General features: G+C 49.2%; 24 protein-coding genes. 14 read left to right on the top strand and 10 right to left on the bottom strand.

From position 1 onward, the window contains the following. Positions 1 to 2: 2 nt before the first annotated feature. On the top strand, positions 3 to 851 hold the full coding sequence (locus HPY28_RS14825) for an alpha/beta fold hydrolase (protein WP_173623293.1): 849 nt from the start codon (positions 3 to 5) through the stop codon (positions 849 to 851). A gap of 39 nt (positions 852 to 890) precedes the next feature. On the opposite strand, the gene HPY28_RS14830 is transcribed toward HPY28_RS14825, so the two are convergent. Then, entirely contained in the window at positions 891 to 1,589 is a 699-nt protein-coding gene (locus HPY28_RS14830) for a hypothetical protein (RefSeq protein WP_254613126.1), read from the bottom strand. Positions 1,590 to 1,742: 153 nt separating this feature from the next. Between HPY28_RS14830 and HPY28_RS14835 the strand changes: the two genes are divergently transcribed. The 4 genes from HPY28_RS14835 to HPY28_RS14850 all read left to right on the top strand — a co-directional run bounded on the left by HPY28_RS14835 (position 1,743) and on the right by HPY28_RS14850 (position 7,132). After that, positions 1,743 to 2,486 carry a gluconate 2-dehydrogenase subunit 3 family protein gene (locus HPY28_RS14835; protein WP_217444801.1) on the top strand — a complete coding sequence of 248 codons (744 nt, stop codon included), beginning with the start codon at positions 1,743 to 1,745 and terminating at the stop codon, positions 2,484 to 2,486. A gap of 14 nt (positions 2,487 to 2,500) precedes the next feature. Beyond that, the gene (locus HPY28_RS14840; RefSeq protein WP_017252447.1) at positions 2,501 to 4,222 is read left to right on the top strand and encodes a GMC family oxidoreductase; all 1,722 of its coding nucleotides are present in this window, start codon (positions 2,501 to 2,503) and stop codon (positions 4,220 to 4,222) included. Positions 4,223 to 4,442: 220 nt separating this feature from the next. Continuing rightward, positions 4,443 to 5,651: a trans-sulfuration enzyme family protein gene (locus HPY28_RS14845; RefSeq protein WP_017252446.1), complete on the top strand. Its 1,209-nt coding sequence runs from the start codon at positions 4,443 to 4,445 to the stop codon at positions 5,649 to 5,651. Positions 5,652 to 5,677: 26 nt separating this feature from the next. Beyond that, positions 5,678 to 7,132: a sigma-54 interaction domain-containing protein gene (locus tag HPY28_RS14850; protein WP_017252445.1), complete on the top strand. Its 1,455-nt coding sequence runs from the start codon at positions 5,678 to 5,680 to the stop codon at positions 7,130 to 7,132. A 66-nt stretch (positions 7,133 to 7,198) separates the two neighbouring features. On the opposite strand, the gene HPY28_RS14855 is transcribed toward HPY28_RS14850, so the two are convergent. From HPY28_RS14855 to HPY28_RS14865, 3 genes are all read right to left on the bottom strand, one after another. Beyond that, the gene (locus HPY28_RS14855) at positions 7,199 to 7,522 is read right to left on the bottom strand and encodes an antibiotic biosynthesis monooxygenase family protein (RefSeq protein ID WP_017252444.1); all 324 of its coding nucleotides are present in this window, start codon (positions 7,520 to 7,522) and stop codon (positions 7,199 to 7,201) included. A 76-nt stretch (positions 7,523 to 7,598) separates the two neighbouring features. Then, the gene (locus HPY28_RS14860) at positions 7,599 to 8,492 is read right to left on the bottom strand and encodes an arylamine N-acetyltransferase (RefSeq protein ID WP_017252443.1); all 894 of its coding nucleotides are present in this window, start codon (positions 8,490 to 8,492) and stop codon (positions 7,599 to 7,601) included. A gap of 203 nt (positions 8,493 to 8,695) precedes the next feature. After that, positions 8,696 to 9,211: a stalk domain-containing protein gene (locus HPY28_RS14865; protein WP_017252442.1), complete on the bottom strand. Its 516-nt coding sequence runs from the start codon at positions 9,209 to 9,211 to the stop codon at positions 8,696 to 8,698. A 223-nt stretch (positions 9,212 to 9,434) separates the two neighbouring features. Between HPY28_RS14865 and HPY28_RS14870 the strand changes: the two genes are divergently transcribed. Further along, a complete protein-coding gene (locus tag HPY28_RS14870) occupies positions 9,435 to 10,124 on the top strand; it encodes a uracil-DNA glycosylase (RefSeq protein ID WP_069851122.1) in 690 nt (229 codons plus the stop codon). A gap of 78 nt (positions 10,125 to 10,202) precedes the next feature. Here HPY28_RS14870 and HPY28_RS14875 read toward each other — a convergent pair whose 3' ends face one another. Together HPY28_RS14875 and HPY28_RS14880 are read right to left on the bottom strand one after the other, a co-directional pair. Next, positions 10,203 to 10,844 (bottom strand): thiamine diphosphokinase, encoded by a 642-nt coding sequence (locus tag HPY28_RS14875; RefSeq protein ID WP_017252440.1) that lies wholly within the window; start codon positions 10,842 to 10,844, stop codon positions 10,203 to 10,205. Between the two features lie 33 nt (positions 10,845 to 10,877). Then, on the bottom strand, positions 10,878 to 11,288 hold the full coding sequence (locus HPY28_RS14880) for a 2Fe-2S iron-sulfur cluster-binding protein (RefSeq protein WP_017252439.1): 411 nt from the start codon (positions 11,286 to 11,288) through the stop codon (positions 10,878 to 10,880). Between the two features lie 143 nt (positions 11,289 to 11,431). Between HPY28_RS14880 and HPY28_RS14885 the strand changes: the two genes are divergently transcribed. Continuing rightward, positions 11,432 to 12,340, top strand: a complete 909-nt coding sequence (locus HPY28_RS14885) for a GNAT family N-acetyltransferase (protein ID WP_174230835.1) — start codon at positions 11,432 to 11,434, stop codon at positions 12,338 to 12,340. Positions 12,341 to 12,358: 18 nt separating this feature from the next. Here HPY28_RS14885 and HPY28_RS14890 read toward each other — a convergent pair whose 3' ends face one another. Then, on the bottom strand, positions 12,359 to 13,165 hold the full coding sequence (locus HPY28_RS14890; RefSeq protein ID WP_174230836.1) for an Fpg/Nei family DNA glycosylase: 807 nt from the start codon (positions 13,163 to 13,165) through the stop codon (positions 12,359 to 12,361). Positions 13,166 to 13,370: 205 nt separating this feature from the next. Between HPY28_RS14890 and HPY28_RS14895 the strand changes: the two genes are divergently transcribed. Together HPY28_RS14895 and HPY28_RS14900 are read left to right on the top strand one after the other, a co-directional pair. Further along, positions 13,371 to 14,528 (top strand): THUMP domain-containing class I SAM-dependent RNA methyltransferase, encoded by a 1,158-nt coding sequence (locus tag HPY28_RS14895; protein WP_173623297.1) that lies wholly within the window; start codon positions 13,371 to 13,373, stop codon positions 14,526 to 14,528. 275 nt (positions 14,529 to 14,803) lie between these two features. Beyond that, positions 14,804 to 17,338, top strand: a complete 2,535-nt coding sequence (locus HPY28_RS14900; protein WP_371813485.1) for a DUF4855 domain-containing protein — start codon at positions 14,804 to 14,806, stop codon at positions 17,336 to 17,338. A 55-nt stretch (positions 17,339 to 17,393) separates the two neighbouring features. Here the strand turns inward: HPY28_RS14900 and HPY28_RS14905 are convergent, their stop codons facing one another. Further along, positions 17,394 to 18,041 carry a hypothetical protein gene (locus HPY28_RS14905; RefSeq protein WP_174230838.1) on the bottom strand — a complete coding sequence of 216 codons (648 nt, stop codon included), beginning with the start codon at positions 18,039 to 18,041 and terminating at the stop codon, positions 17,394 to 17,396. A gap of 79 nt (positions 18,042 to 18,120) precedes the next feature. Then, a complete protein-coding gene (locus HPY28_RS14910) occupies positions 18,121 to 19,368 on the bottom strand; it encodes an MDR family MFS transporter (RefSeq protein ID WP_174230839.1) in 1,248 nt (415 codons plus the stop codon). Between the two features lie 568 nt (positions 19,369 to 19,936). Here HPY28_RS14910 and HPY28_RS14915 point away from each other — a divergent pair. Together HPY28_RS14915 and HPY28_RS14920 are read left to right on the top strand one after the other, a co-directional pair. Then, positions 19,937 to 21,049 (top strand): aminopeptidase, encoded by a 1,113-nt coding sequence (locus HPY28_RS14915; protein WP_106834756.1) that lies wholly within the window; start codon positions 19,937 to 19,939, stop codon positions 21,047 to 21,049. Positions 21,050 to 21,598: 549 nt separating this feature from the next. Then, positions 21,599 to 22,543, top strand: coding sequence for an RluA family pseudouridine synthase (locus HPY28_RS14920; RefSeq protein WP_174230840.1), 945 nt, complete (start codon positions 21,599 to 21,601; stop codon positions 22,541 to 22,543). A 92-nt stretch (positions 22,544 to 22,635) separates the two neighbouring features. Here HPY28_RS14920 and HPY28_RS14925 read toward each other — a convergent pair whose 3' ends face one another. Further along, positions 22,636 to 23,649: a hypothetical protein gene (locus tag HPY28_RS14925; RefSeq protein WP_174225240.1), complete on the bottom strand. Its 1,014-nt coding sequence runs from the start codon at positions 23,647 to 23,649 to the stop codon at positions 22,636 to 22,638. Positions 23,650 to 23,788: 139 nt separating this feature from the next. Here HPY28_RS14925 and HPY28_RS14930 point away from each other — a divergent pair, with 139 nt between their 5' ends. The 3 genes from HPY28_RS14930 (at position 23,789) to HPY28_RS14940 (ending at position 25,909) form a co-directional block, all read left to right on the top strand. After that, positions 23,789 to 24,412 (top strand): YhbD family protein, encoded by a 624-nt coding sequence (locus HPY28_RS14930; RefSeq protein WP_026043397.1) that lies wholly within the window; start codon positions 23,789 to 23,791, stop codon positions 24,410 to 24,412. A 14-nt stretch (positions 24,413 to 24,426) separates the two neighbouring features. Beyond that, the gene (locus tag HPY28_RS14935) at positions 24,427 to 25,155 is read left to right on the top strand and encodes a polymer-forming cytoskeletal protein (protein WP_017252426.1); all 729 of its coding nucleotides are present in this window, start codon (positions 24,427 to 24,429) and stop codon (positions 25,153 to 25,155) included. A gap of 127 nt (positions 25,156 to 25,282) precedes the next feature. Beyond that, entirely contained in the window at positions 25,283 to 25,909 is a 627-nt protein-coding gene (locus HPY28_RS14940; RefSeq protein WP_174230841.1) for a TetR/AcrR family transcriptional regulator, read from the top strand. Positions 25,910 to 25,924: the final 15 nt, after the last annotated feature.

Here is a 25,924-nt window from a genome sequence, read left to right on the forward strand (position 1 = left end):
AAATGGACGAAGCATTGTTTTCGCAGGTCAATCGTTTGCAGGTAGAAGAGGGCACGCTGGAGTACGGCGTAACAGGAAAGTCAGATGCACCTGCCTTGCTGCTTTTGCATGGCATTCGCAACACTAAGCTGCTATTTGCGCCCATCCTGCCACGATTGGCAGAGCGATATCGGGTGATTGCGGTAGATATCCGTGGTCACGGGAATTCTGTGAGCCATGGTTCCTTTTCGTTTGAGCGGATTGTAACGGATTTGATTCAACTTTTGGATGCAGAACAGCTTGAACAAGTGACGATTGTCGCAGCGTCCTTTTCTGCTGTGCCTGCCCAGATGCTTGCGATTCGCGAGCCTAAGCGTGTAGCGTCGCTCGTATTGCTGGATGGAGGGTATTATTCCTTGGGAGAAGTGCCTGGATTCAATAGGGAGAAGGTTGTCGAGCGGCTGGCAACCACGCGTTTTTCTTCTGTAGAGGAAGCGGAAAGGCAGTTCGCAGAGCGGTATGGTACGAGAGTGATGCCAGAGGGCTGGATGCGAGACGAGCTTTTGAAAAGGGAAGACGACAGCTACGGATACCGTTTGCCGAGGGAAGCTTTCTCCGCTTATTTCAAAGAGTACAGCGTCCATAGCCAACCGGAATTGTTCCAACAGCTGACATGCCCCGTGCTATTACTGCTGGCTGACGACAGCTTATTGTCAAAAGAAGAGCAGCAGTTTCATCATCAGGCAGTCGCCCATTATCAGGGGATTGTGAAGCAGGCCAAGGTGAAAAGGATACAGGAAGCTCAACATTTGCTGATGGTAACGCATCCGCAAGAGACCGTGAACGAAATCCAAGATTTTTTATCGAAATAAGGAAGGGACAAGCGAGGATGCTTGTCCCTTTTTCTTTGTTTACCGCTTTGCTTCGCGTATGAGCACGCTCAGCTGTTCGGCCATGGTTTGATTATTTTTGTGCTCCTTCATTTGCTTTTTCACTGTTTCTAGCGCTTGGATGCCTTTTTTCGAGTTCACGACCTTCACGGGTGTATCCGTTCCATAGATACGCTCGATTTGGGTGCGTGCTTGTGCGAATGTGTTCTGATGATCACTCGTACCCAATGTACCTGCGGTTCCGCTCCCTGATTTTGTATGGGCAGCATCATGCCCTCGACTGGAGCTTCCCGAGTAATTGCTGATGAGATGGGACTGCATCGGGTCCATTTGATTGATCGATTGTGTATTGGCAGTAGAAGGGGCCAAGTAGATGGCATCGTTCACGATCAATGCCTGAACGCCGTGAACGCCTGTTGCCTTCAGTTGGGCTTCCAGCTTTGTAGAAGGACCGCCCGTGTGCAAGTGTGAGCTGCCCATGGAGCTGTAGAGAGCATTGCCCATTCCGCTATACGTATGGCCGTGCGCGTTTGTCGTGAATTTCTTATCATGATCCACGCTTGGAATAACATTTGCGCCTTTGGGCGTTTGCACGGTGGACTGTGTGTGTGCTGGCGGATGCGGCTTCGTAGGCGGAGCAGCCTGATTCATACAAGCTGTCATTAGAAGTACAGCCCCTAACCCTGCGGTTCCTACCCATGTATGGAAGTGCTTCATCATGATCCCTCCAAGTCTTCCTGCCTAGATAAACTTATCCTTTGTTCGCTGCATGAAGTTATGAGTGGAGTATGTTGGAAAAAATTCCGGTGATCACGAGTATCTTGTGGAAAAAATGCACAAACCAAAGGAAGGAAATCACTGGAGGTGGTAGATTTGGCAGATTCAAACAACGTGAAGGAGCAGCCAGTATCCCGAAGGAACTTCTTGAAAAACTCCGGCCTGGTGCTCGGAAGCTTGGTCGTGGGTGGCGTAGCAGGGAGCTTGCTCCGCAAACCAGAACCTCCGGCGCAGCCAGCAGCACCGCCCCCTGCTGCCGATTACAATCAGGCACTCATGTTTTTTACGCCTGAGCAATTTAAGGTGGCGGATGCCGCTTGTGAGCGCATTTATCCTGAGGATGAGCTAGGTCCGGGCGCGAAGGCACTCGGTGCCGCTTATTTCATTGACCACCAGCTAGCGGGTGATTGGGGCTTTAATGCTCGTGAATACATGCAAGCGCCCTTTTTTCCAGGTGAGATCACACAGGGCTATCAAGGCAGGTTGAAACGTAGGGAAATATTCGATATCGGCCTTCAAGAGATGAACAACTACAGTAACAGTACCCATGGAAAACGGTTTTATGAACTCCCGGCGGAGCAGCAGGACGCGGTTTTAAAGGCTTTTGAAACCGATGAAGTAAAATTGACGACCATTTCGGCGAGCACTTTTTTCAAAATGCTGCGGGCCAGTACGATCGAAGGCGTTTATGCAGACCCTCTGTACGGAGGTAATAAAAATATGGACGGCTGGAAAATGAAGAATTTCCCAGGTAATCAGATGGCGTATACACAGCTGATCGATAAGCCTGAGTTTGTGAAGATGGCTCCCTTAAGTTTGCGGGATCATCAACAACATTAAGGGGGACTGTACATATGGCCAAAAAGCTGCCCAAGGTTGACGTCGTAATCGTGGGGGTGGGCTGGGGAGGAGGCATTATTGCTTCCGAGCTAACCAAGCAAGGTTTGACAGTAGTGGGCCTAGAGCGAGGCAAGGAGCGGAAAACCGAAGACTACTTCATGGTACACGATGAATTGCGTTACGCTCTTCGTTACGAGATGATGCAAGATTTGTCCAAGGAAACGATTACGTTCCGCAGTAAAATGAACGTTCGCGCGCTTCCCATGCGGTCATACGGTTCCTTTTTGATCGGGACAGGACTCGGGGGAGCTGGTATCCACTGGAACGGACAGACCTTCCGTTTCCTGCCGTATGATTTCGAAATTCGCTCCAAGACGATTGAACGGTATGGGGCAAAGAAAATTCCTGAGGGAATGACGATCCAGGATTGGGGCATTACCTACGATCAATTGGAGCCGTACTTCGATAAGTTTGAAAAGATGGCGGGAATCGCAGGCGAGGAGAATCCGTTGGGGGGAAAACGCTCCAGTCCTTATCCGATACCTCCGATGCGTACGACACCGAGTATGAAAATGTTTGCAGATGCGGCGAAGAAGAAAAGCCTGCATCCATACATCCTACCATCTGCAAATCTCTCGCAAGCGTATACCAATCCAGACGGGGTGGCTCGGGCAGCTTGTCAGTACTGCGGCTTCTGTGAAAGGTTTGGTTGCGAGTACGGAGCAAAAGCCGATCCAGTGGTGACGGTGATCCCGGTAGCGAAAAAGACAGGGAAGTTTGAAATTCGCACGCATTCCCATGTCCGCAGAATTTTACATACAGGGAACAAGGCGACAGGCGTCTTGTATACGGATGTCACGACAGGGGAGGAATTCGAACAGCCCGCCGATATTGTGGTGATGACGAGTTATGTATTCAACAACGCGCGAATCTTGCTCATGTCCAAGCTGGGGAAACCGTATGATCCAGCAACAGGAAAAGGCGTAATCGGAAAAAATTATGCCTACCAGGTCATGAGAGGAGGCGCAGTCGGCTTCTTCGACGACAAGGAGTTTAACAATTATGCAGGCGCAGGCTCGTTAGGAATGTGTTTGGATGACTACAACGGTGATAACTTCGATCACTCCGATTTGAAATTTATCCATGGGGCGAATATCGCTGTCACACAAACTGGCTTTCGACCAATCGGCACGAACAAGGTGCCACCGGGAACGCCTAGCTGGGGCAAGGATTTCAAGGCTGCATCGATCAAATACACGAATCGGTTCATATCCGTAGGCGCCCAAGGAGCTTCCATGCCATTTCGACAGCACTTCCTTGATCTGGACCCGACGTACAAGGACGCATTTGGTGATCCGTTGATGCGCATTACGTATGATTTCGTGGATCAGGACAGGGAGCTGGCGGCTTTTTGTGCGGATAAGTGCGCAGAAATTGTGAAAGAAATGGGTGCGAACGAGAAGCTCGAAATCAACCGCAAGCTCGGACCCTACGATATCACACCATACCAATCGACGCACAATACAGGTGGCGTCATCATGGGAGCCTCTCCAGAAACCTCAGCCGTTAACAACTACTTGCAGATGTGGGATGCGGAAAACGTATTTGTCGTCGGGGCTTCTGCCTTTGCGCACAATAGCGGCTACAATCCGACAGGAACGATGGGTGCTCTCTCCTATCGAGCGGCAGAAGGCATTTTGAAATACAGGAAAAGCGCGGGCGGCATGCTCGTATAAGCTGTTTTTCTAGTAATGCAAAACGTAATTGCAACTATGCGAAAAAGTCGTTGGGGCAACTAACGGCTTTTTCTCGTGAATTCGAAAAAAATCATTTGCATGATTGCGAATGTCTGCGAGCGCAGAAAGGGAAGAGCGCTGGAATGATGCGGTTTCTCACCTTGGCACGCTCCTTGCTATACCCTTTGGTAACAGCACAAGCAAAAGGGAGAGACGAGAAATGACGACAAACAAGTGGAAGATGGACACCTCCATTATTCATACAGCACAAACGCCTTGCCAAAAAACAGGAGCAGTCGTATCCGCGGTGGTACCTGCCGTGGCCTACGCGTTTCCAGATGCAGACTCCGCAGCGGCGTGCGTGGCTGGGGAGCGGGAAGGAACGTACTACGGAAGATATGGCAACCCTACCATCACCACTTTGGAACAAAAAATCGCCGCGTTGGAAAATGGCGAAGCTGCCTTGGGCGTAAGCAGTGGGATGGCAGCCATTTCGGGAGCTTTGCTCGCCTTTTTGAAGCAGGGTGATCATGTCGTGTGTACCCGAGATGTGTACGGGGGTAGCTACAAGTTTCTTACGACCATGGCCCCGCGTTATGGCATTGCGACGGACTTCGTCGATTGCACCAATTTGCAGGCAGTCGAGAGCGCTTTTTTGCCAAACACAAAAGTCCTGTACCTCGAAACACCCTCGAACCCGTGCCTGACTGTTTTAGATATCTCGGCGTTGTCACGTTTGGCGCACGCGCATGGCATTGTGGTCATCGTCGACAATACCTTCTTAACGCCATACTTGCAGCGACCGCTTGAGCTAGGGGCGGATGTCGTCGTGCATAGCGCCACCAAATATTTGAATGGACATGGGGATGTCATCGCGGGCTTCATCGTCGGGAAGCAGGAGCAAATCCAATTCATGCGCAAAAACGTCATGGGAGACTTGGGACAAAATTTGAATGCTTGGGATGCTTTCTTGATCTTGCGTGGGCTGAAAACACTCGGCTTGCGTGTCAGACAGCATGGGCAAAACGCGCAGGCAGTGGCGGAGTTTTTGGCGCAGCACCCTGCAATCTCGCACGTCTACTACCCTGGTCTGCCTTCTCATCCACAGCATGAGCTGGCTAAACGGCAAATGGCCGGAATGGGCGGGATCGTTTCCTTTGAAGTAAAAGGCGGCTACGAAGCAGCCAAATCTTTCATTAACGCTCTGCACTTGGCTATGATATCGTTTAGTTTAGGAGATCCCGAGACACTGGTACAGCATCCTGCCTCGATGACGCATTCCTCGATTCCTGCCTCTGAGCGAATCAAGTTCAACATTACGGACGGTCTGATTCGTTTATCGACTGGCTTGGAGGATGTGGAGGATATCATCGCGGATTTGGAGCAGGCGCTAGCTAGTCTGCCAATGGCGGCAGTGTCTAGGGGATAAAGGAACGTGAAACTGGAGGATTGGGCATGACAGAGTTTTCCCGGATCGAGGAATTCATTCAATCGTACGCCGACAATATTTCCAAGGTACTGGGACTCGATGTCACCATCCTGGATGAACAAGGGATACGTGTGAGCGGGACCGGCTACTATCAGGAGTTGATTGGATTGCCTGCACCGGAGGGATCGTTTTTTCGAATGATCCTGCAAACCGGACAGCCGGGAATGATCTTTGACATGAAAAAGAACGAATCGGAGTGTGGCAATTGCAAGTTTTTGCAGCAATGCCGGGAGCTGGCGACGATTGGATTTCCGGTGCACAAACGGGAGAAGACGGTAGGGGTCATCGGAATTATTGGTTTTTCCCCTGAACAAAAAGAAAAAATGCTGCACCACTCGGAAAAATGGATGCCGTTTTTGCAGCATACGAGTTCCTTGATTGAGCACAAGCTGCTAGAGCTGGATGCGCAACGGGAGAAGAGCTGTAACATTCAAGAGGAAATGCCGCAGGCCTCGGTTCATCCGGTGTATTTCGCCCAGCTGATTGGGGCAGAAACTGGCTTGCGCGATGTGATTGCCAAAGCGAAAAAAGTGACGCACAGTATTTCCACTGTTTTGATCCGGGGAGAGAGCGGAACGGGCAAGGAGCTGTTAGCAAAAGCCATTCACTGCGAGAGTGCGCGCAGCAGACAGCCATTTATCGCAGTCAATTGCGCGGCGATTCCTGAGACCTTGTTAGAAAGCGAGTTGTTCGGGTACGAAGGTGGCGCATTCACAGGCTCGAGACGCGAAGGGAAGCCGGGAAAATTTGAATTGGCCCACAAGGGAACGATTTTTCTGGATGAAGTAGGCGATATTCCGTTGTCCCTCCAGCCCAAGCTGCTGCGCGTCCTTCAGGAGAAAACAGTAGATCGGGTAGGCGGCGTGAAGACGCTAGGCGTGGATGTACGTGTTATTGCTGCTACACACAGAGATTTGGAGAGCATGGTCAGGGAAGGAACGTTTCGCGAGGATTTATATTATCGACTCAATGTCATCCCCTTGCGGTTAAAGCCGTTGCGTGAACGCACGGAGGATATTGCGCTTTACTTGCAGCATTTTCTGTATCGATACGGGACGTTGCTGCAAAAAGGTAGACTGGAGCTCGAAGCCCAGCTCGTCCAACGACTACAGGCATACGAGTGGCCGGGGAATATTCGTCAGCTGGAAAATGCCGTCGAGTATATGGTCAACATGGCGGAGGGGCAAGTCATCGGCAACGAGGAGCTTCCTGAGTATTTGCTGTTCGAGGATGAACCGACGACAGTAGGCAGCGATTTGGGATTGGAAAAGCTGGTGGCAGAATATGAACGCTCCATTCTCCACCGATATTTGAATGCAGGCAAGTTTGGACAGGACAAAGCCGCGATTGCCAATGAGCTGCAAATCAGCTTGTCGACCTTGTACCGGAAGATGGAGAAATACGGTTTGGAAAAAGGATAGAGGAAAATAAAAAACCAGCCTGGATTGATCGGAGTTTTTCCGAGGTCTGGGCTGGTTTGTTTGTATTTACGAAGGCTGCGGTTCTTTTTTCGCTTTTAACTCGTAATGGCCGGTATTGCCGCTAATGTACCACTCAGGGGTTTTTTCTTCGCGCGCTTCGCGGTGACCTGCCAGATGAACATCACTCAACTCCCACTGCTTCCATGCTTCTTTTGATTCCCAGCGGATTATGACGACCACTTCTTCTTCACCTTTGCGTGGCTTCTGTACCAGCACGCTCAAATCTACAAAACCAGGAGCCTTCTCAACAGCACCAGGCTCGCTAAAGCCTTGTACGATTTTGTCAGAATGACCTTCCTGGACGACGTATGTTTTTATCTCCATCATCATGAAGTGCGACACTCCTTATATACCATTTCCCTACTTTTCCATATTATTGAGAAATATTATCATTGTCAACCAGATATTAGCAAATGGTAGGACGATCGAGAGCTTCGTTTTCAAGTGGGACTTCTTTTTTCTTGGGGGCAGAGAAAATATCAATACCACGTTCGAGCAAGATTTCTACCGCCTCGCGAACAGGGAGAAGTGGCAATTGCATTTCATCGGCTACGGCGGCTTCTATATCAGAGATCGTGTGGAGTGGTGTTATCTGGTCTGTGCCATCTGAATAACCGATGTGGAGAGTGTTGTTTTTGAGGACCACGAAGCGATCTTGCTCTAGCTGAAAACGATGAATGTGAAGTCGATTCAAAAATAAGGCGTCTGGTAAAAAAGAGGAGCGGATGACCTCCGACAAGTCGGACAGTTCTTTTCGTTCATTCGGATGAAAATCCCACGGAGGAATTGCCACTTTTCCGTTTTCATACCGCGTAAAGCGATAGTGTTCAGGATGATCGGGACTTTTGGTCAATTCCATCGAAACAGTGCCAAAAGGCCTGGAATGGTTCCCGTCTTCCAGAAAATGAATCGGCTCAAAGATAGGAGCGGTAGCCCCCGTATCCACATAGACGGGTGTCTCTCCTGTGTTCGGACCGTCGATCAGGATGGCAGTATGCCCACCGCCTGGCAAGATGAGGTGACCAAAGAAGCCAAGGGAGCGAAGTAGCGCGAGAAAGCTGTGATTGGTGGTATAGCATGTGCCGCCAAAATGATGGTGGATCGCATTGTGCACATATTCCTCAGGGGTCGGTGCCACATGTTTTCCGTCACGGAAGAAGAGCAGCTTGCTTACATTTTCATAAGGGAAGGTCTGCAGATGCGCGCGACAGAGCTCACTGAGATAAGAGAGGTTAGGGGACTTGTGATCTAGCTGTAAACGTTGAAGGTATAAACTCGCCCAGTTCGGTAAGGTAGACATAAACAAGTTCACTCCTTATATAAAATAAATAGTAAATAAAAATGTCTGTTAAGTTTCGGTAGGGAGATCGTATCACATGGGACAAGTGGTAATCAATCTAAATTTTTCCAGTAAATAAAAAAGGCACCGGAAGGATATCCTCCGGTGCTAGCGGGTCCCTAGTCCGCTGTCTTTTTCGTACGAATAAATAAGTGCAGAAGAAATTATAATAACGACTTAATTTCCCCGGTATTCGGGTTCACTACGAACCAGCCATACGTACTGGTGTAGCTGTCGCCAGATTGGAAGTTGTTCACGACCGTTTGGTACACTTGGATGACATAGTGACCTTTTTCGTCGTCATGAGCGTACTCGACTACATGTGTCGGCGAGAGTTTGCCAGCGAATTTCTTTTTCACCAGCTCGATCGCTTCCATTTTGGAGTACATTTTTGCTGTTGGAATTTTACCGATGAAAATCGATTTGGTTCTCGCATCGTAAATGACCGGTTTGTTCAGGTTCTCTGCTACGAAGCGGATTGGTACATAGACGGAGTTTTTGTACATGATGCCTTGTACGTCGCTGTTTGGTGATTTCGGCATCCCGTCAAAGTAGTAGGTGAACGGTGTTTTCATTCCTTCTTCCGCGTCTGGAAAAGCGGGTGCTGCAATGGCAATTCCGGAAAAGAGCACCGAACCTACAACAATGCCCCCCAAAAATGACTTTATGTCCCATTTCATGATGTGAAACCCTCTCCCTTTCTCTTTTCTCTAAATCTTCCCAGCAATCATTATGTCAAAGATCATAGGAGAAAAGCTATCAAACGAGGGTACTAGGAAACAAAGACTAGGAAACATGGGAAAGATAGGACCAAGTCAGAATGGTCCTAGTTCTCGAATCAGTGGTTCAGTGATGGGGAGGTTTGTGGTAAGGTAGAAAAAAACAGCGGACAAGGTGAGGAACATGACTACCATATTGCAAAATGACTGGGCCCCCGTATTGGCCGATGAATTCGAAAAGCCCTATTATGTAAAGCTTCGTCAGACGTTGAAGGAAGAGTATCAGACACAGACAATTTACCCAGATATGTTTCATATATTCACAGCGCTGCACCTGACTGACTATCAGAATGCAAAGGTTGTGATTTTGGGGCAGGACCCGTATCACGGACCGGGACAAGCACATGGATTGAGCTTTTCGGTCAAGCCGGGAATCAAGCCGCCTCCGTCTCTGGTCAACATTTACAAAGAGTTGAAAAGCGATGTCGGTTTTGAAATTCCCCAGCATGGTTACCTGAACCATTGGGCGAAGCAAGGCGTCATGATGCTGAACACCGTTCTGACGGTTCGTCGCGGCACTCCGAATTCGCACAAGGACATTGGGTGGGAGACGTTTACGGATCGAATTATTCATTTGTTGAACGACCGGGAGACTCCCCTTGTTTTCATCCTGTGGGGAAAGCATGCGCAGGAGAAAGCGGCATTCATTGACCGAAACAAGCATTTCGTCATCGCCTCCCCGCATCCGAGCCCATTTTCGGCGAATCGCGGCTTTTTTGGCAGTCGTCCTTTTTCGCGGACCAATGAGTTTTTGCGTTCGCGCGAGCTTCAAGAGATTGATTGGCAGTTGCCGATGCAGGTAGAGGAAGAGTAGCCTGCATTTGTGCAGGGAAAAGGAAAAGGATCTCCATTGTTTTGCATCATGCAGGGAGATCCTTTCTTTTTCTAACGATTAGTCTTTGCTTTTGACAACGAGCAGCTTGCCCGTTTGAATCGTGATCGTTCCAGTCTGTTCCGTTAGCAGATTGCTGATGCCAAGCGTGTCGCCAATCCGCAGGGTCGCGTCCTTCAACGGATAGAGGAATCCAGTTAAGGTGATCCCTGTGACTTCCGGTGTAAAAGGCAGCAGAGAGATATGATCAAAATGATTCTGCTCGATCGTACTATGGCGGTCAATCAGACGGATTTCATTGGTCTCATCGAGGATGAGGCAGTTGGTGCCCGTCTGCAACGCTTTGTTCAGCAAGTGTACGTTTGCCAGCATATGGTCAAAACGAGAGCCAAGTACACCAAGCAGCACAATCTCCTCGGGCTGTTGCTCGATTGCCCAAGTAAGCGCCATCTCTGTATCAGTCAAATCTTTCATGACGGGATCGCAGGAGGAGACGTGCATACTGTGGCGTTCAATTTCTGCCATTTCCTCGGTGCTGACAGAATCAAAGTCACCAATCGACAATCTTGGCACAAGACCGTTGCGAATGAGGAACAAGGCACCTCTGTCAACGCCGACGAGCCAATCATTTTCGCGAATCTCTTGGATCGCCCAGTTGCCCAGATTGCCCCCAGCGAATAGTAGGATGCGTGTAGGATTCATGCTACGGCCACCTTTTTCTATTAGAAATACCCTCTATGTAGGAATCGAAGAGCGAAATGTGCTCTGACAAGCGAGGCGATAGCCTGTAGCGAGTTTTTCTCCCAGCTTTGCTTTTTCCTGTCCGGTTGGGGTGTCGAGTAATGATGCACCAGCTACGATCTGTACACTGCACTTGCCGCAATGCCCTTGTTGGCATTTGTAAGCGATGGGTTGATCTTGCGTGAGCGCAGCTTGTAATAGTGTCTGAGAGGGAGTGTACCGGACTGGCATCGTTTGTGAGCGTTGCTTCACCTGTACGAGCTTCTGCTCTGATTGGGGGCGAGCCGGACTCATTTCTGTTTTTTTCAATGATGTATGCGTCTGCACGGGAACGGGGGCTGGACTCGACATCTGTACGTCAGATCGTCCAGGAATGAGCGAACCGACCGTAAGCTGTTTGCGCATAGGAACCTCCCGAGTAAGTGATTATTTAATTTTACCATGTCAGGCGTGTGGGTGACAAAGCTGGAGAAAGGTGTTCCGAGATGATTGAATTTTTTGATTTTATCGATTAAAATTATTTTATCAAATATCAGGAAGGTGATACCATGATTACCATCAAACGGATGAGCGACTGTACCTTTGCAGAAGTGACCAAAGCGTGGAACAGAGGATTTGAAGGCTATTTTATCGAGTTTACGATGACAGAAGAAATGCTTGTCCAACGACTGGGGGGCGAGGGATATGTGCTGTCCCTGTCTGTGGTTGCTTTTGACGGCACGGAGCCGATTGGCGTAGTGGCCAGCGGGATGAGAACCATTGCAGGGCGAAAAGTCGCGTGGAATGGTGGAACGGGTGTCGCCACGGAATATCGTCGACAAGGAGTAGGGAAGCAACTGATTGAGGCGACATTGGATTTGTACCGGGAAGCTGGGGTGGAGGTAGCTACCTTGGAGGCATTGAGCCAAAATACCAAAGCGATTGCCTTGTATGAGCAAAAAGGCTATGACGTTGTGGATCGTCTGTTGTTTTTACAGCAGAGTGGGCCGCTGGCAGAGAATGCCTTTCAGACAAATGTACAGGCTGATTATCGGGTTCGGCGCATTTTGGCTCCGGAAGTCGCCATGCTGCCGTTTTACGTGACCGATGTCCCATGGCAAAATTACTGGCTGAACTTGCGAGATGCGCAGGCCGTGCTTATAGAAGACAGAGAGGGTCAGGCGGTCGGCTATGCGATGTACAAGTGTTCGATAAACGAAGAAGGCAAAGTGAGTGGGATCGTGCTGCGTCAATGTGTTGCACAGCCAGAGCATCCTGATGCCCAAGACATTTTGAAAACCGCACTCGCGCACGTGTATGGGCCGCTTGCACACGATTGCCGCCGTTCTACGTTTAATTTGCGCGCGGCTGATACCTTGCTTGTCGAAAGCCTGCAAGCGGCGGGATTCAGTCCTTCCGAGACGGAGCAAGTGTTTATGATCAAGCAGATGGAAGCCGCAAAGACTCCTGTCGTCTAGGGAGTGAATACGCTCCTGTCAATGCTGGCAGTTCGTGCAGGCGAACACTTTGCGGGAGGAGAGCTCGCTCTGTTCGATAGGCTGTCCACAGCGCGGGCAAGGCTCTCCGCCTCGATCGTACACCTGACAGCGCTCATCGAAGCCACCTGTCAGGGAATCACCGGAAAAGAGCGGTTGCATGTAACCGCCGAATCGAATGGCTTCTGTAAGCACGGTTTGCATGGAATGATACAGTCGTTTTTGTTCCTCGAAAGAAAGCGTCGGGATCGTCCGGGTAGGCAGGATGGCGGCATGAAAGCAGATTTCGTCCGCATAGCAGTTGCCGATGCCCGCCAGCCAATGCTGATTGACTAATGCTGTTTTGAGGACGCTGCGCTTGTCAGCGAGTAGCTCCGTAAATCGGGGAAAGGTAAACAGCGGGTCCAATGGCTCCGGACCGAGTGGAGCCAGTCTCTCGTCGATCTGAACGTTGGTGAGCAAGTGCAGGTAGCCTAAGCGGAGGCCGTGAAAATATAAAATGCGCTCGTCAAAGGCAAGAGTCACTTGGGCGGTTCTCTTCAGCTTGTCTTCCGCAGAGCCCAGGTATAGAAAGCCGCCGAGCATCAGATGAAGCAGCAGGACATGTCCACTTTCCAGATGGAAGAGAAGATGCTTGCCACGTCGGTCGACAAGTGTCAGGCGATTGCCTTGCAAGAGACGAGCAAATTCCGCAGGTGGTAGATTAATCGTTTTTTCCCGCTGAACATGTGTGGCAGTAATTGTTCCGCCACCGATTTTTTCCTGTAGCAGTCGGCGATAGGTCTCCATCTCAGGTAATTCTGGCACCCTGACTCCCTCCCGTACGCAAAGTTTTTCGTAGGATGTCCCATATGGATGATCCACATGCCGTACCCCGTCACTGTTTTTCGGTGATGGGTCTTTTGAATTTAGACAAGTTTACCAACGCTATTCGTAAATGGGGTAATATAATATGTAAGGTAGTAGGACAGGGCATTTGCCCGAAGGATATCGGACGGACAGGAGATTACATATGCAAAAAGTAGAATTGATCGCTACGGCGACTTTTGGTTTGGAATCAGTAGTAGCAGAAGAGGTAAAGGCACTCGGATACGGTCCGGTACAGGTGGAAAACGGCAAGGTAACGTTCACCGCAGATATTTCTGCGATTCCCCGCACAAATTTGTGGTTACGAACTGCCGACCGCGTGCGTCTTAAGATAGGGGAGTTCAAAGCGACTACGTTTGACGAGCTGTTTGAACAGACAAAAGCACTGCCGTGGGCCGATTGGATCACAGAGGATGGGACGTTTCCAGTGGAAGGGAAATCGGTCAAATCTACCTTGTTCAGTGTGCCGGATTGCCAAGCGATCGTGAAAAAAGCAGTGGTAGAAAGTCTGAAAAAGACCTACAAGCGCGAGTGGTTCGATGAGCAAGGGCCGCTGTACAAGATCGAGGTGGCACTTCTCAAGGATGTGGCGACGCTGACGATTGATACGTCAGGACCGGGCCTGCACAAGCGCGGCTACAGGGAATTGATCGGACAAGCGCCACTGAAGGAAACCATGGCTGCGGCGATGATTATGCTGTCTCGCTGGAAGCCTGATCGGGTATTCATGGACCCATTCTGTGGTTCGGGTACACTTCCGATTGAGGCGGCACTGATCGGACAAAACATCGCTCCGGGGATGAATCGGGAATTCGTTTCCGAGGCGTGGCCTATCATTCCGAAAACAGCTTGGCGTGAAGCGCGCGCAGAGACCCATGATTTGGCTCGTTATGATCAAAAGCTGGAGATTATCGGGACAGATATGGATGACGAGATCTTGAAAATTGCCCGCCACAACGCCACTGAGGCCGGTGTAGATGACCTGATTCATTTTCAGCGCATGGATGTGAGGGATGTGCGGACCAAGCGCAAGTACGGCTACTTAATTTGCAACCCACCTTATGGGGAGCGCTTGGGAGAATGGAAGCAGGTTGCCAAGATGTATGGCGAAATGGGGGAAACCTTTGCTGCCATGGATACGTGGTCTTTCTATGTTATTACGTCCGATGAACAGTTTGAGGAGCATTTTGGTCGTACAGCAAGCAAAAAGCGCAAGCTCTACAACGGAAATATCAAGGTAGATTACTATCAGTTTTTCGGACCTAGACCGCCGCGCGGGCCAATGGTTACCCCGACCGAGTAGACATAAGAGTATTGTTCAAAGATGACTTTTTGAACTACCTCTAAAGAAGGGGCATAATTGGAGGAGAAAATGCAATGAGCAAGAGTAGATTCGGGAGCAGAATGCTGGCTGCGCTATTGGCAGCGACGACATTACTGGTCCAAAGCACGCCGTTGACTCATGCTGCGACAGAGCCAGAGAAACCGGCGGTGGAGAGCGAGAAACCAGCAGAACAGACCAAGAAGCTGGAAGATCAGTTCAAAAAACAAGAAGAAGCGCAAACGGAGTTTACGGATTTGGGCAACAGCTACGCCAGTAAAGCCGTAACCAGACTTGCAGCCCTTCATATGATCAGTGGTCAGGGAGAAAACCGCTTCAACCCGCAAAACACGATTTCTAGACAGGATATTGCGGTGCTTTTGACAAAAGTAATCGGTCTTCAACCAACAGAAATCGACGATGCCGCTTTTGAAGATGTACCACTGGAAAGTCCTTATGCACCATACGTATATGGACTCTCTGAGTTGGGTGTGATGAACGGTAGAAGTGAGCACACGATGGGTGCTCTAGACCCGCTTACACGACAAGAGCTGGCTGTCATGCTGTCTCGCTTGATGAAAGAAGGCGCTGTAACCAAAGTGGCAGGTCAGACTCCTGTTGCATACAGCGATGAAGAAGAATTCGCCAATTATGCCAAAACGGCCGTGGAAGAAGTGACGAATCAGCGCTGGATGCAAGGTGCAGGCGGCAAGTTTAATCCGACAGGTACTGTCACGCGTGCAGAGGCTGCTGTGATCGCTGAGCGCGTCTTGGATGCACGCTACCAGCAAGCAGAACAGGTGAAATACAAGGTAGATGTAGAGCGGCTGAGTTTGGCTGCTGGCACGAGCCAACGCTTGAAGGTAAGCAGCATCGGCGGAGATGATCTGCCTTTTACACCTATTTTCGCTTTTGATCGTCCCGAGCTGGGAGCCGTTTCGGCTGACGGAACCTTTGTTGCTGGTCCTACAGCAGGAAAAGGAAATCTCACGGTGACAGTCGGCTACAAAACGACGACGATTCCCGTTGAGATCAAGGACGCTGGTAAGCCAGCTGTCGAAAAGGTAGAGGACACGCCAAAGACTGCGCCGGTGACTTCCGCCAATGACTCGGCAACGAAAGTCGATGAAAGCAAGACGGTAGTAGAGGGAGAAAAGCCAGACGCAGACACCGGAGCAACAGAAACGGATACAACGAAGCCTGCTGATCCAGAAGAAGAGGCGAAAGAGCCAGCAGAGAAGGACAAACTGGTCAATATCGCACCAGGCAGTTATACATCGGTTACTACTTTTGGAGCGCCAGATTCGTATTTCCAAGAGCTGGAGAAACAATATCCGGGTCCAGTAGGCGGGCTTGTTACGCCTACAGAAGACTGGACGGGATACCACCGTCAGTTTGGGCGTAAGGTGACCGTTGAGCTCGACGAGGCGAAGCCATTGGAGAGAGTTGCGCTGACGTTTAAGCAACAGAAGACCTCGGGCATCACGATGCCAGAATACATGGAAGTCGAGGTATCTCGCGACGGAAAAGTGTGGTCGTATGCGGGAAGAGCCGTTCACGATGTTTCCGCCAAAGAGGACAAGCTGGTTACACGCACATTGAGCGTGACCTTGCCGGACGTCAACACCCGTTATGTCCGGGTATCTTTCCCGGTGAAAGTATTTACGTTCGCTCGCCAGCTGGAGGTATGGGCAAAAACGGATAGCGAGTGGAACAATGGCGCTGTCTTGTTGCCGCCACCAAACCCGGCAAAGCTGGAAGATGCCAAACAAGCAGGACGTCGTGTGGAAAATATGCTGCTCGCTTATACCGGAGAGCATGGCGAACTCGGGACATGGACCAAAGAGGATTTCCTCCCGATGGTTGGTTACCGCACCGTAGATGGTTATATGCGTGACCAGATGTTTGACACGATTTTGTTCCTGCCGTATCAGACTATTCCTGCTACGAAGGAAAGCTGGACAACGTATATGAATGATTTGTTCGGCTCGAATAAGCAGCTGGATGCTCTTAACCAAGCTATGCGGGAATACAATCGCCTGCGCGGAACGCTGTATTCAACACCGACGCAGGAAAATGTTGTGTTGGCTCTGCCATATCCGAATGCCAGTCAGACCAATTTTGGCCAGCTGGATGAAAAGAAACCATCCCTTTCCTTCAGCCCTGCGGGAATTGGGGAAGAGCAAGCGTATCAGAACCGCAAAGCTGCACTGGAATGGTACTTCCAGGAGCTCATGAAGCGCTGGAACAAGGAAGGATACGCGTATCTGAAGCTGGAAGGAATCTATTGGTTCCATGAGCTGGTGGAGGATGGTGCACCGAAAGAACGCCAGCTGATTCGTGACATGGGTAGCATGGTGCATGACGAGGCGTTGCGATATTATTGGATTCCGTATTTCGGTGCACCGGGAGTGTCCGAGTGGAAATCTCTTTATTTCGATAAGGCATTCCTGCAGCCAAGCTATTATAGCGACAAGCCGGTAGGAATTGACCGTATTCAAGGGGTACTGGACGTCGTCAACAAGTACGACATGGACATCGAGATCGAAGGCGACTGGAAGATGTACAATGATCCGAAGTTCTATCAGACCTACTACAATCAGTTAGTGGCCACCCACAAGCTGGGGATGGATAAAAACAACGTACACGCTTACTACTTCGGCTCCAAGACATTGCTAGAGTCTGTCAAGAGCACGGACCCTGTCAAGCGCGCCATCTATGAAGATACGTACAAATGGATGCGCGGTCGTTTTGACAGAACGGAATTTTTCGAGGGCAGCGAGATGCCGTAGTGAATGGAAAAGAGTCTGTTTCCCGCTTTGTGGGGAGACAGACTCTTTTTTTTATCTAAAGCGGATGGGCAGACTTTCGCCCAATCGTTTTCCTATAGATCTCCACCAGTTCCTCCAGGATCATTTCTTTCGTCGCATGTAGAAGCGGACTCGGATGGTAGTAATCGATTCCCTTGGGGCAGGGCTTGCCAAAAGTCGGTATCCCTGCTGCTGCGATCCGTTGTTTCCACAGTTTCTTGAGCGAAGAAAAATGCTGCCAGGAATGGTGATGTGAAAGCCCCCACCCCAGCAGGAGCCACGGATGCTTTTGCAGTTCCTGTGTAGATACGAGCTGAGCCGCAAGCGTCGTTTCTTTCTCGTGAATGAGCTGCTCGAAATGAGAAATGGCACTCACGGCATCAGCATTTTGTACGGAAAACAGGTTGTAAATATGGAATCTGCCTGCCAATGCCCGCTTTCCATAGATCGCCTCCACCAGCCGGATCAATTGTCGCATGGTGGGATCGAGTGTGGTTTGACCTATGACGCTATGACCGGGAGCAGGTCTTTCACGAAAAAGCTTGGCACTACCAGGGTTCAGTAAGAGACAGCTCCCAAGAGAACGATGCCCCTCTGAATTCGCTCCCCATTGAAGATAGGTAGAAGTTCGGTAGACGATTCCTCGATGTTCTTTAAATGTAGCAAAGGCATTCGGCTGGTTCATGACGATCCCCTCCTGGTCAAGCTATCTATGACTCATTTATATGAGAGGAGGAGATTTGGTAGAACGGACATGCTCTACTCTAGCTACTCTTGCTAACTTCAATGGTACCAATCATCCGGAATAAAATGATATACAGATAGGCACTGACTAAGGTAAAGCCCAGGATGACACCGAATACACCAACAGGAGTGAGCCATTGGGATAGTCCGATCGTCAGGGGAGCGAAGAAGCGACCAATGGAGAACTGGAGCGAAGAAGCTCCCATGTACTGACCGCGTGCATCCTCCGGCGAGTATTTACTGATAAAGCTCTGGGCGACTGGTGTGCGCATCAGCTCGCCGAATGTCAAAATCGCCATACAGCCGAACAGGAGCCAAATATTCGTCGTAAAGGCCATCAAGAACAGGCCGAGACCGAATAAGATGGAGGAGATGACGAGGCTGTTGCGATCGCTCCAGTTTTCAAACCAGCGTGTGACCGGCAGTGTAAACAGAACCACCAAAAAACCATTTAAAGCCATGAGCCAGCCGAATGCGCTGGTTCCGCCGACAGAATAAGTCCAATTGCCCCACGAAAATAAGGGCTGCTGCATAACATGCTCTTTGACATACAACGCCATGTAAATGTCCAACTGCATGAATCCAATGGCGATCAAAATCCCTGCGCCAATGTACAGGGCAAATGCTTTATCTCGGAAAATAATGGCGTAACTCTTGAATTGCTGAATTAGGGAAAAACGCTCCTTTGCCTTCTCCTGACGGACGTGTTCAGGCAGCGTTTCTTTGATCAGGAAAAAGACGGCAATCGCAAAAAGCAACTCAACGATGGTACAGAACATTAACAGCTGCGGGCGGTAATGAACAAAAAAGACAGAACCCAATACGGGACCCGCAACCACCCCGATGTTCATCGCTGTGTAAAAGGTAGCAAAGACAATTCTTCGATCTTCTTCTGTGGTCAAATCAGCCACCATGGCGGAGCTGGCAGGCCAGTAGAGAGCCCCAGCGATCCCGATCCCGATGAAGGCAATATAGTCGACCCAAGGAGACGGGGAGAAAGCAAACAGGGCGAACATCACGGTCGATGTACAGAGCGAGAGCAGCATCGTGAACCTGCGACCTACCCGGTCAGCCAAATATCCGCCAAACAGGTTGGACAGCATCCCGAGCAGCGGTGGTACCATCAACAGAAGACCCGCTACATCCTTCCCAAACGTATCGCTAAAATAAATCGCCATAAACGGAAAGTACATCCAAAAGAAGGTGTGCGTAATCAATTCACCAAAGAGACGTACCTTCAAGTTAAGATCCCACGAACGCCATATCATGACACGAATTCCTCCATTCTATTTCTGCAGGTGCTTTGACTGCGATTCTCTTCTTGGAAAAATTCCACGTAAAAAAGCGCAAACGGGGTAGAGACAATGCTCTTCCACTTGCGCTTTATCAAACGATACAAGGGTGGCGGGAAATAACCAGTTCAATGGTGTACAAAAGAGAGACGGTTATATACCTTTAATTTTAGGTACAGTAAACCGACTGTTCACCCAAGAACATGGCCCGCAATTTATATCGGGAAAAAGACGGAAGCGGTTCAGGCATCCTGCAGCTTCTAGCTTTTGATAGGGTTGTAAGAGGCAGTGCCCCTTAGAGAGGCCCCACCTAAGCGAAGATAACTACAGAAAACACCATGAACTCAGCACTCCCGTCTTTCAAAATTTTTACATAGGTAAACTCTTGTTGATTAGAATACTCGAAAGAGTCGAATTTATGCAAGATAATTTTTTGGTTTTTTTTGAATAGTACCAAGAACATCGAGAATTGAAAAAGGTACCTTCATTCGGTAAAATATTTTTTAACAATAACCAATCATGTTAGGAATGTGGGGGATATCGCATGCTGGATGCACGCATCGTTAAGCTGGCTACAAATTTGCTGAGCCATTCTGTACGCCTGAAGGAAAAAGAAAGCTTGTTGATTGAAGTTCGTGGCGAGGGTCACGCTTTGGCAAAAGAATTGGTTAAGCAGGCGTATGACTTGGGAGCTTATCCGTTCGTACGGATTATTGACCCGTCTATCCAACGTGAGCTGATGCTCGGTGCAAGTGCAGAGCGTGCGACTCATTTGGCGAGATGGGAAGAGCCAATGTACAAAGATTTGGATACATATATCGTCATCAATGGTCCGTCCAACGACAGTGAGATGGCCGATGTCCCGGTAGAGCGTCGTCGTGCACACCAAAGTGTGATGCAAGAATTGAATGACTACCTGACCAACAATGTACGTTGGACACTGCTCAACTACCCGACCACGGCTTTGGCGCAAAATGCCAACATGTCTACCGTTGCTTTTGAAGATTTTTATTTTGACGTATGTTCCGTTGACTATAAAAAGATGCACGAAGCCTTTTTGCCTTTGCAGCAACTGATGGATCGCACGGACAAAGTGCGTCTTGTTGGACCTGGAACAGATCTTCAATTCTCAATCAAGGACATCCCTAGTATCATTTGCTCCGGGCTTCGCAACATTCCAGACGGCGAGATTTTTACAGCCCCAGTGCGTAACTCCGTGAATGGAACCATTACGTACAACGCAGCAACAAGCTACATGGGCACGAAATTTGAAAATGTGTGCCTGAAGTTTGTAGACGGAAAAATCGTCGAGGCGACTTCTAACAACACCGAGAGACTCAACGAAATTTTCGATACGGACGAAGGAGCGCGCTACATCGGGGAATTCGCAATTGGTGTGCATCCGTACATCCTGCACCCAATGAATGATATCTTGTTCGATGAAAAAATTGCCGGCAGCTTCCACTTCACACCAGGACGTGCATACGACAACGCAGATAACGGCAACCGCAGCCAAATCCACTGGGATATGGTAAACATCCAACGTCCCGAGTATGGCGGCGGAGAAATCTGGTTTGATGATGTGCTGATTCGCAAAGACGGTTTGTTCGTTTTGCCAGAGCTGCAAGGACTCAATCCGGAAAACTTAAAAGGGTAAGTTAACAGGGCCATCATGCTTAGCGTGGTGGTTTTTGCTTTATAAAGTAGCCGTTGTGAAGGAAGAAGCGCATTTCCAGTCTACGCTTCGGCCTACGCCCCGCAAAGGGGATTGACTGCCCGCTCCGGAATAAATGGCGGGAGCGCTTCAAACGTAGAAGTTTCGAGGAAGGGTTTCATAAGTGAAGCTGAAATTCCCCGCCATTTATTCCGGAGCTGGGTTGGGCTCCAGAGGCGCTTGGACTGGAAATGCGCTTCTTCTATGTGGCTGTTGTTTAACTTCTTGTAAGTTGATTCATGTTGATGAAAGTTCTAAACCTCCCTTGTATCACAACCAAAACGCTCTAAAAGCAAGAAGCAAACACAAGCTGTCCGTAAGCACTGTCACATGTCTGGAAGGAGACCGCCCGAACGAAGAGAGGATACAGGCGACTGGAAGACATGTGACAGGGCTTCCCCCACCGCCAAATGTAAGGGGACGACTACAGACGAGCATCTCTGGCATCCTTTTGCTACAATAAGAAAAAAGCATGGAACAGAGGGATTAGACGTGAGCCGCAAAGATTGGATCGAATACATCGTCAGTGAACAAGACACGGGAATGAACGTAGAACAAATCGTCCGGCAAAAGCTCAACGTGTCGGGTCGTATGATGCAGCGGCTGACGAGAAGTAAGGGGATTTTACTCAATCGCAAGCAGCCCTTCCTGCAAAGACAAGTAAAAGTGGGAGATACAATCGCTGTTCGTGTCATCGAGAGGCAAGAGCAATCGCAAGCACAAGCACCTGGGCAGCCCCAACATGATACGAAGCCCGAGGGACCGATTACACCAATGCCGTCCATCGATATTTTGTACGAGGACGATCATCTCTTGATTGCAAACAAACCGGCAGGCATGATGGTGCACCCGATTAAACAGGAGACCGACACACTGGTACATGCACTCGCTGCCGTACTGGCGGCAAGGGGTGAGCAGACGAGTGTACATCCTGTGCATCGGCTGGATAAAGATACATCAGGAGCTATTCTTGTAGCTAAAAGTAGCTATGGTCATCAATTGGCTGACAGGCTACTACGCGAAGGAGGCATTCATCGCGAGTATCTTGCGGTTGCCAGTGGCGTGCTGTCAGAGGGAGCTGGAACGATTGATGCGCCAATTGGCCGAGATGCGCGTCATCCTACGAAGCGCCGTGTTGTGGAGAGTGGCGATCCTGCCATCACACATTACGAGGTACAACAGACCTCTGAGGGAATGACGCTCGCACGCGTTTGGCTGGAGACGGGGCGTACCCATCAGATTCGCGTTCACTTTGCCCATATTGGACACCCGCTTGCTGGCGATACGATGTACGGAGGAGCGAGAGGTTTGTTACGCCGACAGGCTCTGCATGCTTCCAAGTTGTCTTTTTTGCATCCGCTTCTCGAAAAAGAGATTGTAGTCGAGGCACCAATACCAACTGATCTGAAACGCTTGATGCAAGCAGAATTTACATAAGAACGGCCAACACGATGAAACCACCTTTCAATAGGTGGTTTCATTGGTGTATTTGGTAAAGGTGGATTGTGCCCCAATATCTTAGAGCATCCCTAGTTGATCAAGCCGTTTTCCGGCGTAACGGCGAAATCATAGAAGATTCCTTTATGGTTGATCGCTGCTGTAACAGTCGGTTTCCCCTTTTTCGTAAACGTATATACGTTATATTTGGACGAAACATTGTATCCGGTCAGATCGAGGTTAAAAACTTTTTTCATCATCGGGTTGGCAGCAGCAATCGCCGCTTCTTTTGTAAAGAATGGTTTGGCAAACACCTTGGGAATATCTTCGTCCGCGGTATAGTTCCCATCTCTGAACTCACTGAACATGGTCGCTGCCACTACTTTCCCTGTTTTCGCCCCTATGACGATTCTGTATTTTCGTTCCATATCCATGAAATTCCATACTTGATCCAAGCGTTCTTTTGATTCTTTCATCAGTGTTACGTCAGGAAGCAGCGCCGATGCTTTACCGTTGGAAAGAGGCTTCAGCGCCCTTTGCGCTGTATCGACCACTTTGGGGTTCATTTTCTCGTTTGTATAATTCAATGTCGCAGCGTTGACCTTCCCGGTGGCAGCGTCAATGCTGACCGAGGCATTTTGCCCTTTGAACTGCCAAATGTTTTCTTTTTCCCAATTGATCCGTTCTACCCAATCAATCGTAAAGGCATGCTGATGATCCATTTCTTTTAACGTGCTCGTAGCTGTATTTTGCAAATCAGCAGCCACTTCGCTCCATTTTAATTTCACGGATACGGATACAATCTTGCCCTCCTGCTTGGTAACGAGCACCTCACCTCTGTTGTTTTTGGCCGAAATCACCCAGCAATCTGTCGTTTCTCCCATCATCTCGTCCAGTTCGATCGGCACGCCGCCAGCCTGTTTTTGCATCGCTTGTTTCGCCGCTTCTACGACATTTTTGTTTAACTGAGCAAGGGTTTTCATTTCTGGCTCTACTGCTGGCGCCTGACCAGCTGCATATGCTGGCGCTTGTGTGTTTGTAAATGGAGATGCAACGGATAACAGCAAGGCAATCATACTTGTCACGGCTAGTGTTTGTTTTTTCATATGTCATGCTTCCTTTCTGCATTCAAATCACTTATTTGATCCAGCTAAAGGGATTTTGTGACAGTCCCTCGAGTGTCAAACAGTCTGTAGTTGAATAACGTAACAGTGTTATGTTACATTGTTTTTGGAGGTGCTTCACTTGGACACAAATGTAATCTCGAAGAAGGACCTGCTGGAGCTGACAGGCATTTCGTACGGACAGTTATACCGTTGGAAACGAAAGAACTTGATTCCAGAGGAGTGGTTCATTCGCCGAGCGACTTTTACAGGGCAAGAAACCTTTTTCCCGCGCGAACAGATTTTAGCTCGAATCGACAAGATCCTGAACATGAAAGACGACTTGTCGCTGGATGAATTGGCGGACATGTTTTCACCAAATATGAGTGAAACGTCATTGTCCGCAGATGAACTATTGGCACGAAACATTGTTTCTGTTACCTCTTTAGAAGTGTTTAACGTTTTTCTCGGAAGCCTAAGGACCTTTACCTTCCAGCAGGCACTATACGCCTATGTGTTGGAAAAACTTTTGGCAGCAGGAGACTTAACTGTAGAAGAAGGCGGCGGATTGCTGCAGGTACTGGCTAGCCACTATCCTAAGTTCGATGGGAAGCCTTGTGAGCTGATTTTTATGCGCAAGATGGGGATTTCCACGTTCGTGTTGGTATCTGGCTCTACCGAAATGTATTTTGACAACGGTGTAAAGGTAGTGACGCGGCTCATTTTCGCCAATTGCATCGAAGAATTAAAAGCAAAATTTATGTAGGGGGAGACCATACCATGCAGAACGAGAACAATAATAAAACAGATTTGATCTTTCATGGGGCAGTGAATGCTACGGGTGGCGTATACAACAAAGTAGATGTGCAAGGTTACGGCAAGATCAATGGCGACGTAGAGTGCGAGTCGCTTCATTGTGCAGGACATGTCAGTATCACGGGAGATCTCATTGGCTCTTCGGCAAGAGTGGAGGGCAACGCGTCGATTAAAGGCAAAGTGAAAATGGATACGTTATCCGTATATGGTCAGCTTGATGTTGCGGACGATTTGAATTTTACGAGTCTAAAAGTAGGTGGCAACGTCAAGGTACAGGGCAATATGGCAGGCGAGGACGTAAAGGTTCTCGGGTCATTGAAAACCGCAGGGGATTGCGAAGCGGAAGTGTTCCGGGCAAACGGTGCGTTTAGTATCGGAGGACTGCTGAATGCAGGGCGAATCGAGGTGCTTTTGCATGGCGGCTGTGAGGCAAAAGAAATGGGTGGAGAGCACATCGAGGTGCGCCGAACAGGGAATAGCACCTTGGGCAAGCTGTTGAAGCATTTTCTCAACAATACCTTGTCTGTAGAGACGATCGAAGGAGACGAAATCTATCTGGAAAACACAAAGGCCAAGGTCGTTCGCGGCAACAAGATCGAGATTGGGCCGGACTGCGAAATCGATCTGGTCGAATACAGCACAGAATGCAAGCAAGACCCAAGCTCGCAGATTAAGACGAAGACACAACGGTAAGGCTGACAAGGAAAAATTAACATTTGGAACTGTATGCAAGTATTTACATGCATGCAGTTCCTTTATATAATGAGTTTGGAAAAAAATGAAAATGCAAGTAATTGCTTGCTTGGCACGGAGGTGCTTTATGGATCACCCAGATATAGAACAGAAGCTGGGGGGGAGAGGCGAAGAGGAACAGGAAACCCGTGAGCGAATTTTATCAGCCGCACGTCAGCTAATGGCACAGAAGGGATACAAGGGAGCGACTACACGCAAGATCTCTGAGCTTGCAGGAGTTAATGAGGTGACGGTATTTCGTCATTTCAAGAACAAGGTAGGCATCTTGACAGAACTCCTAAAAGAAATCATGGATGTCCGGGAGCAGCTGGAGCAAGGGCTGCAAGGCGAGTTTTCTGATCTCAAGCAAATGCTAGTCAGCTACGCACGCACGTATTACGGCTTATTGGTCGAGCGCAAAGAAATTTTCATGATCTGCATGATTGAAGCGGATAACCACCCGGAAGTCGTGCAGATGTTCAGCAGCCTGCCGATGACCGCAGTCGAGGTATTGTCCAACAAGCTCCTAGAGTTTCAGGAGCAAGGGCATTTGCCAAAGGTAGATCCGTTCACGGCAGCTCTTATGTTCGTCTCCACTTTCTTCTATGCCTTTATGGCGAAGTATCGGGTCAATCTCGATCTCGAAATGGTAGAAGAAGAGCTTTTTGAAAATGCTTCTGAAATCTTGCTACAAGGCATCAAGGGATTCAAATAAACAGCATAGCTACAT

The sequence above is a fragment of the Brevibacillus sp. HB1.2 genome (genome assembly GCF_013332495.1).
Taxonomy (GTDB): domain Bacteria; phylum Bacillota; class Bacilli; order Brevibacillales; family Brevibacillaceae; genus Brevibacillus; species Brevibacillus porteri.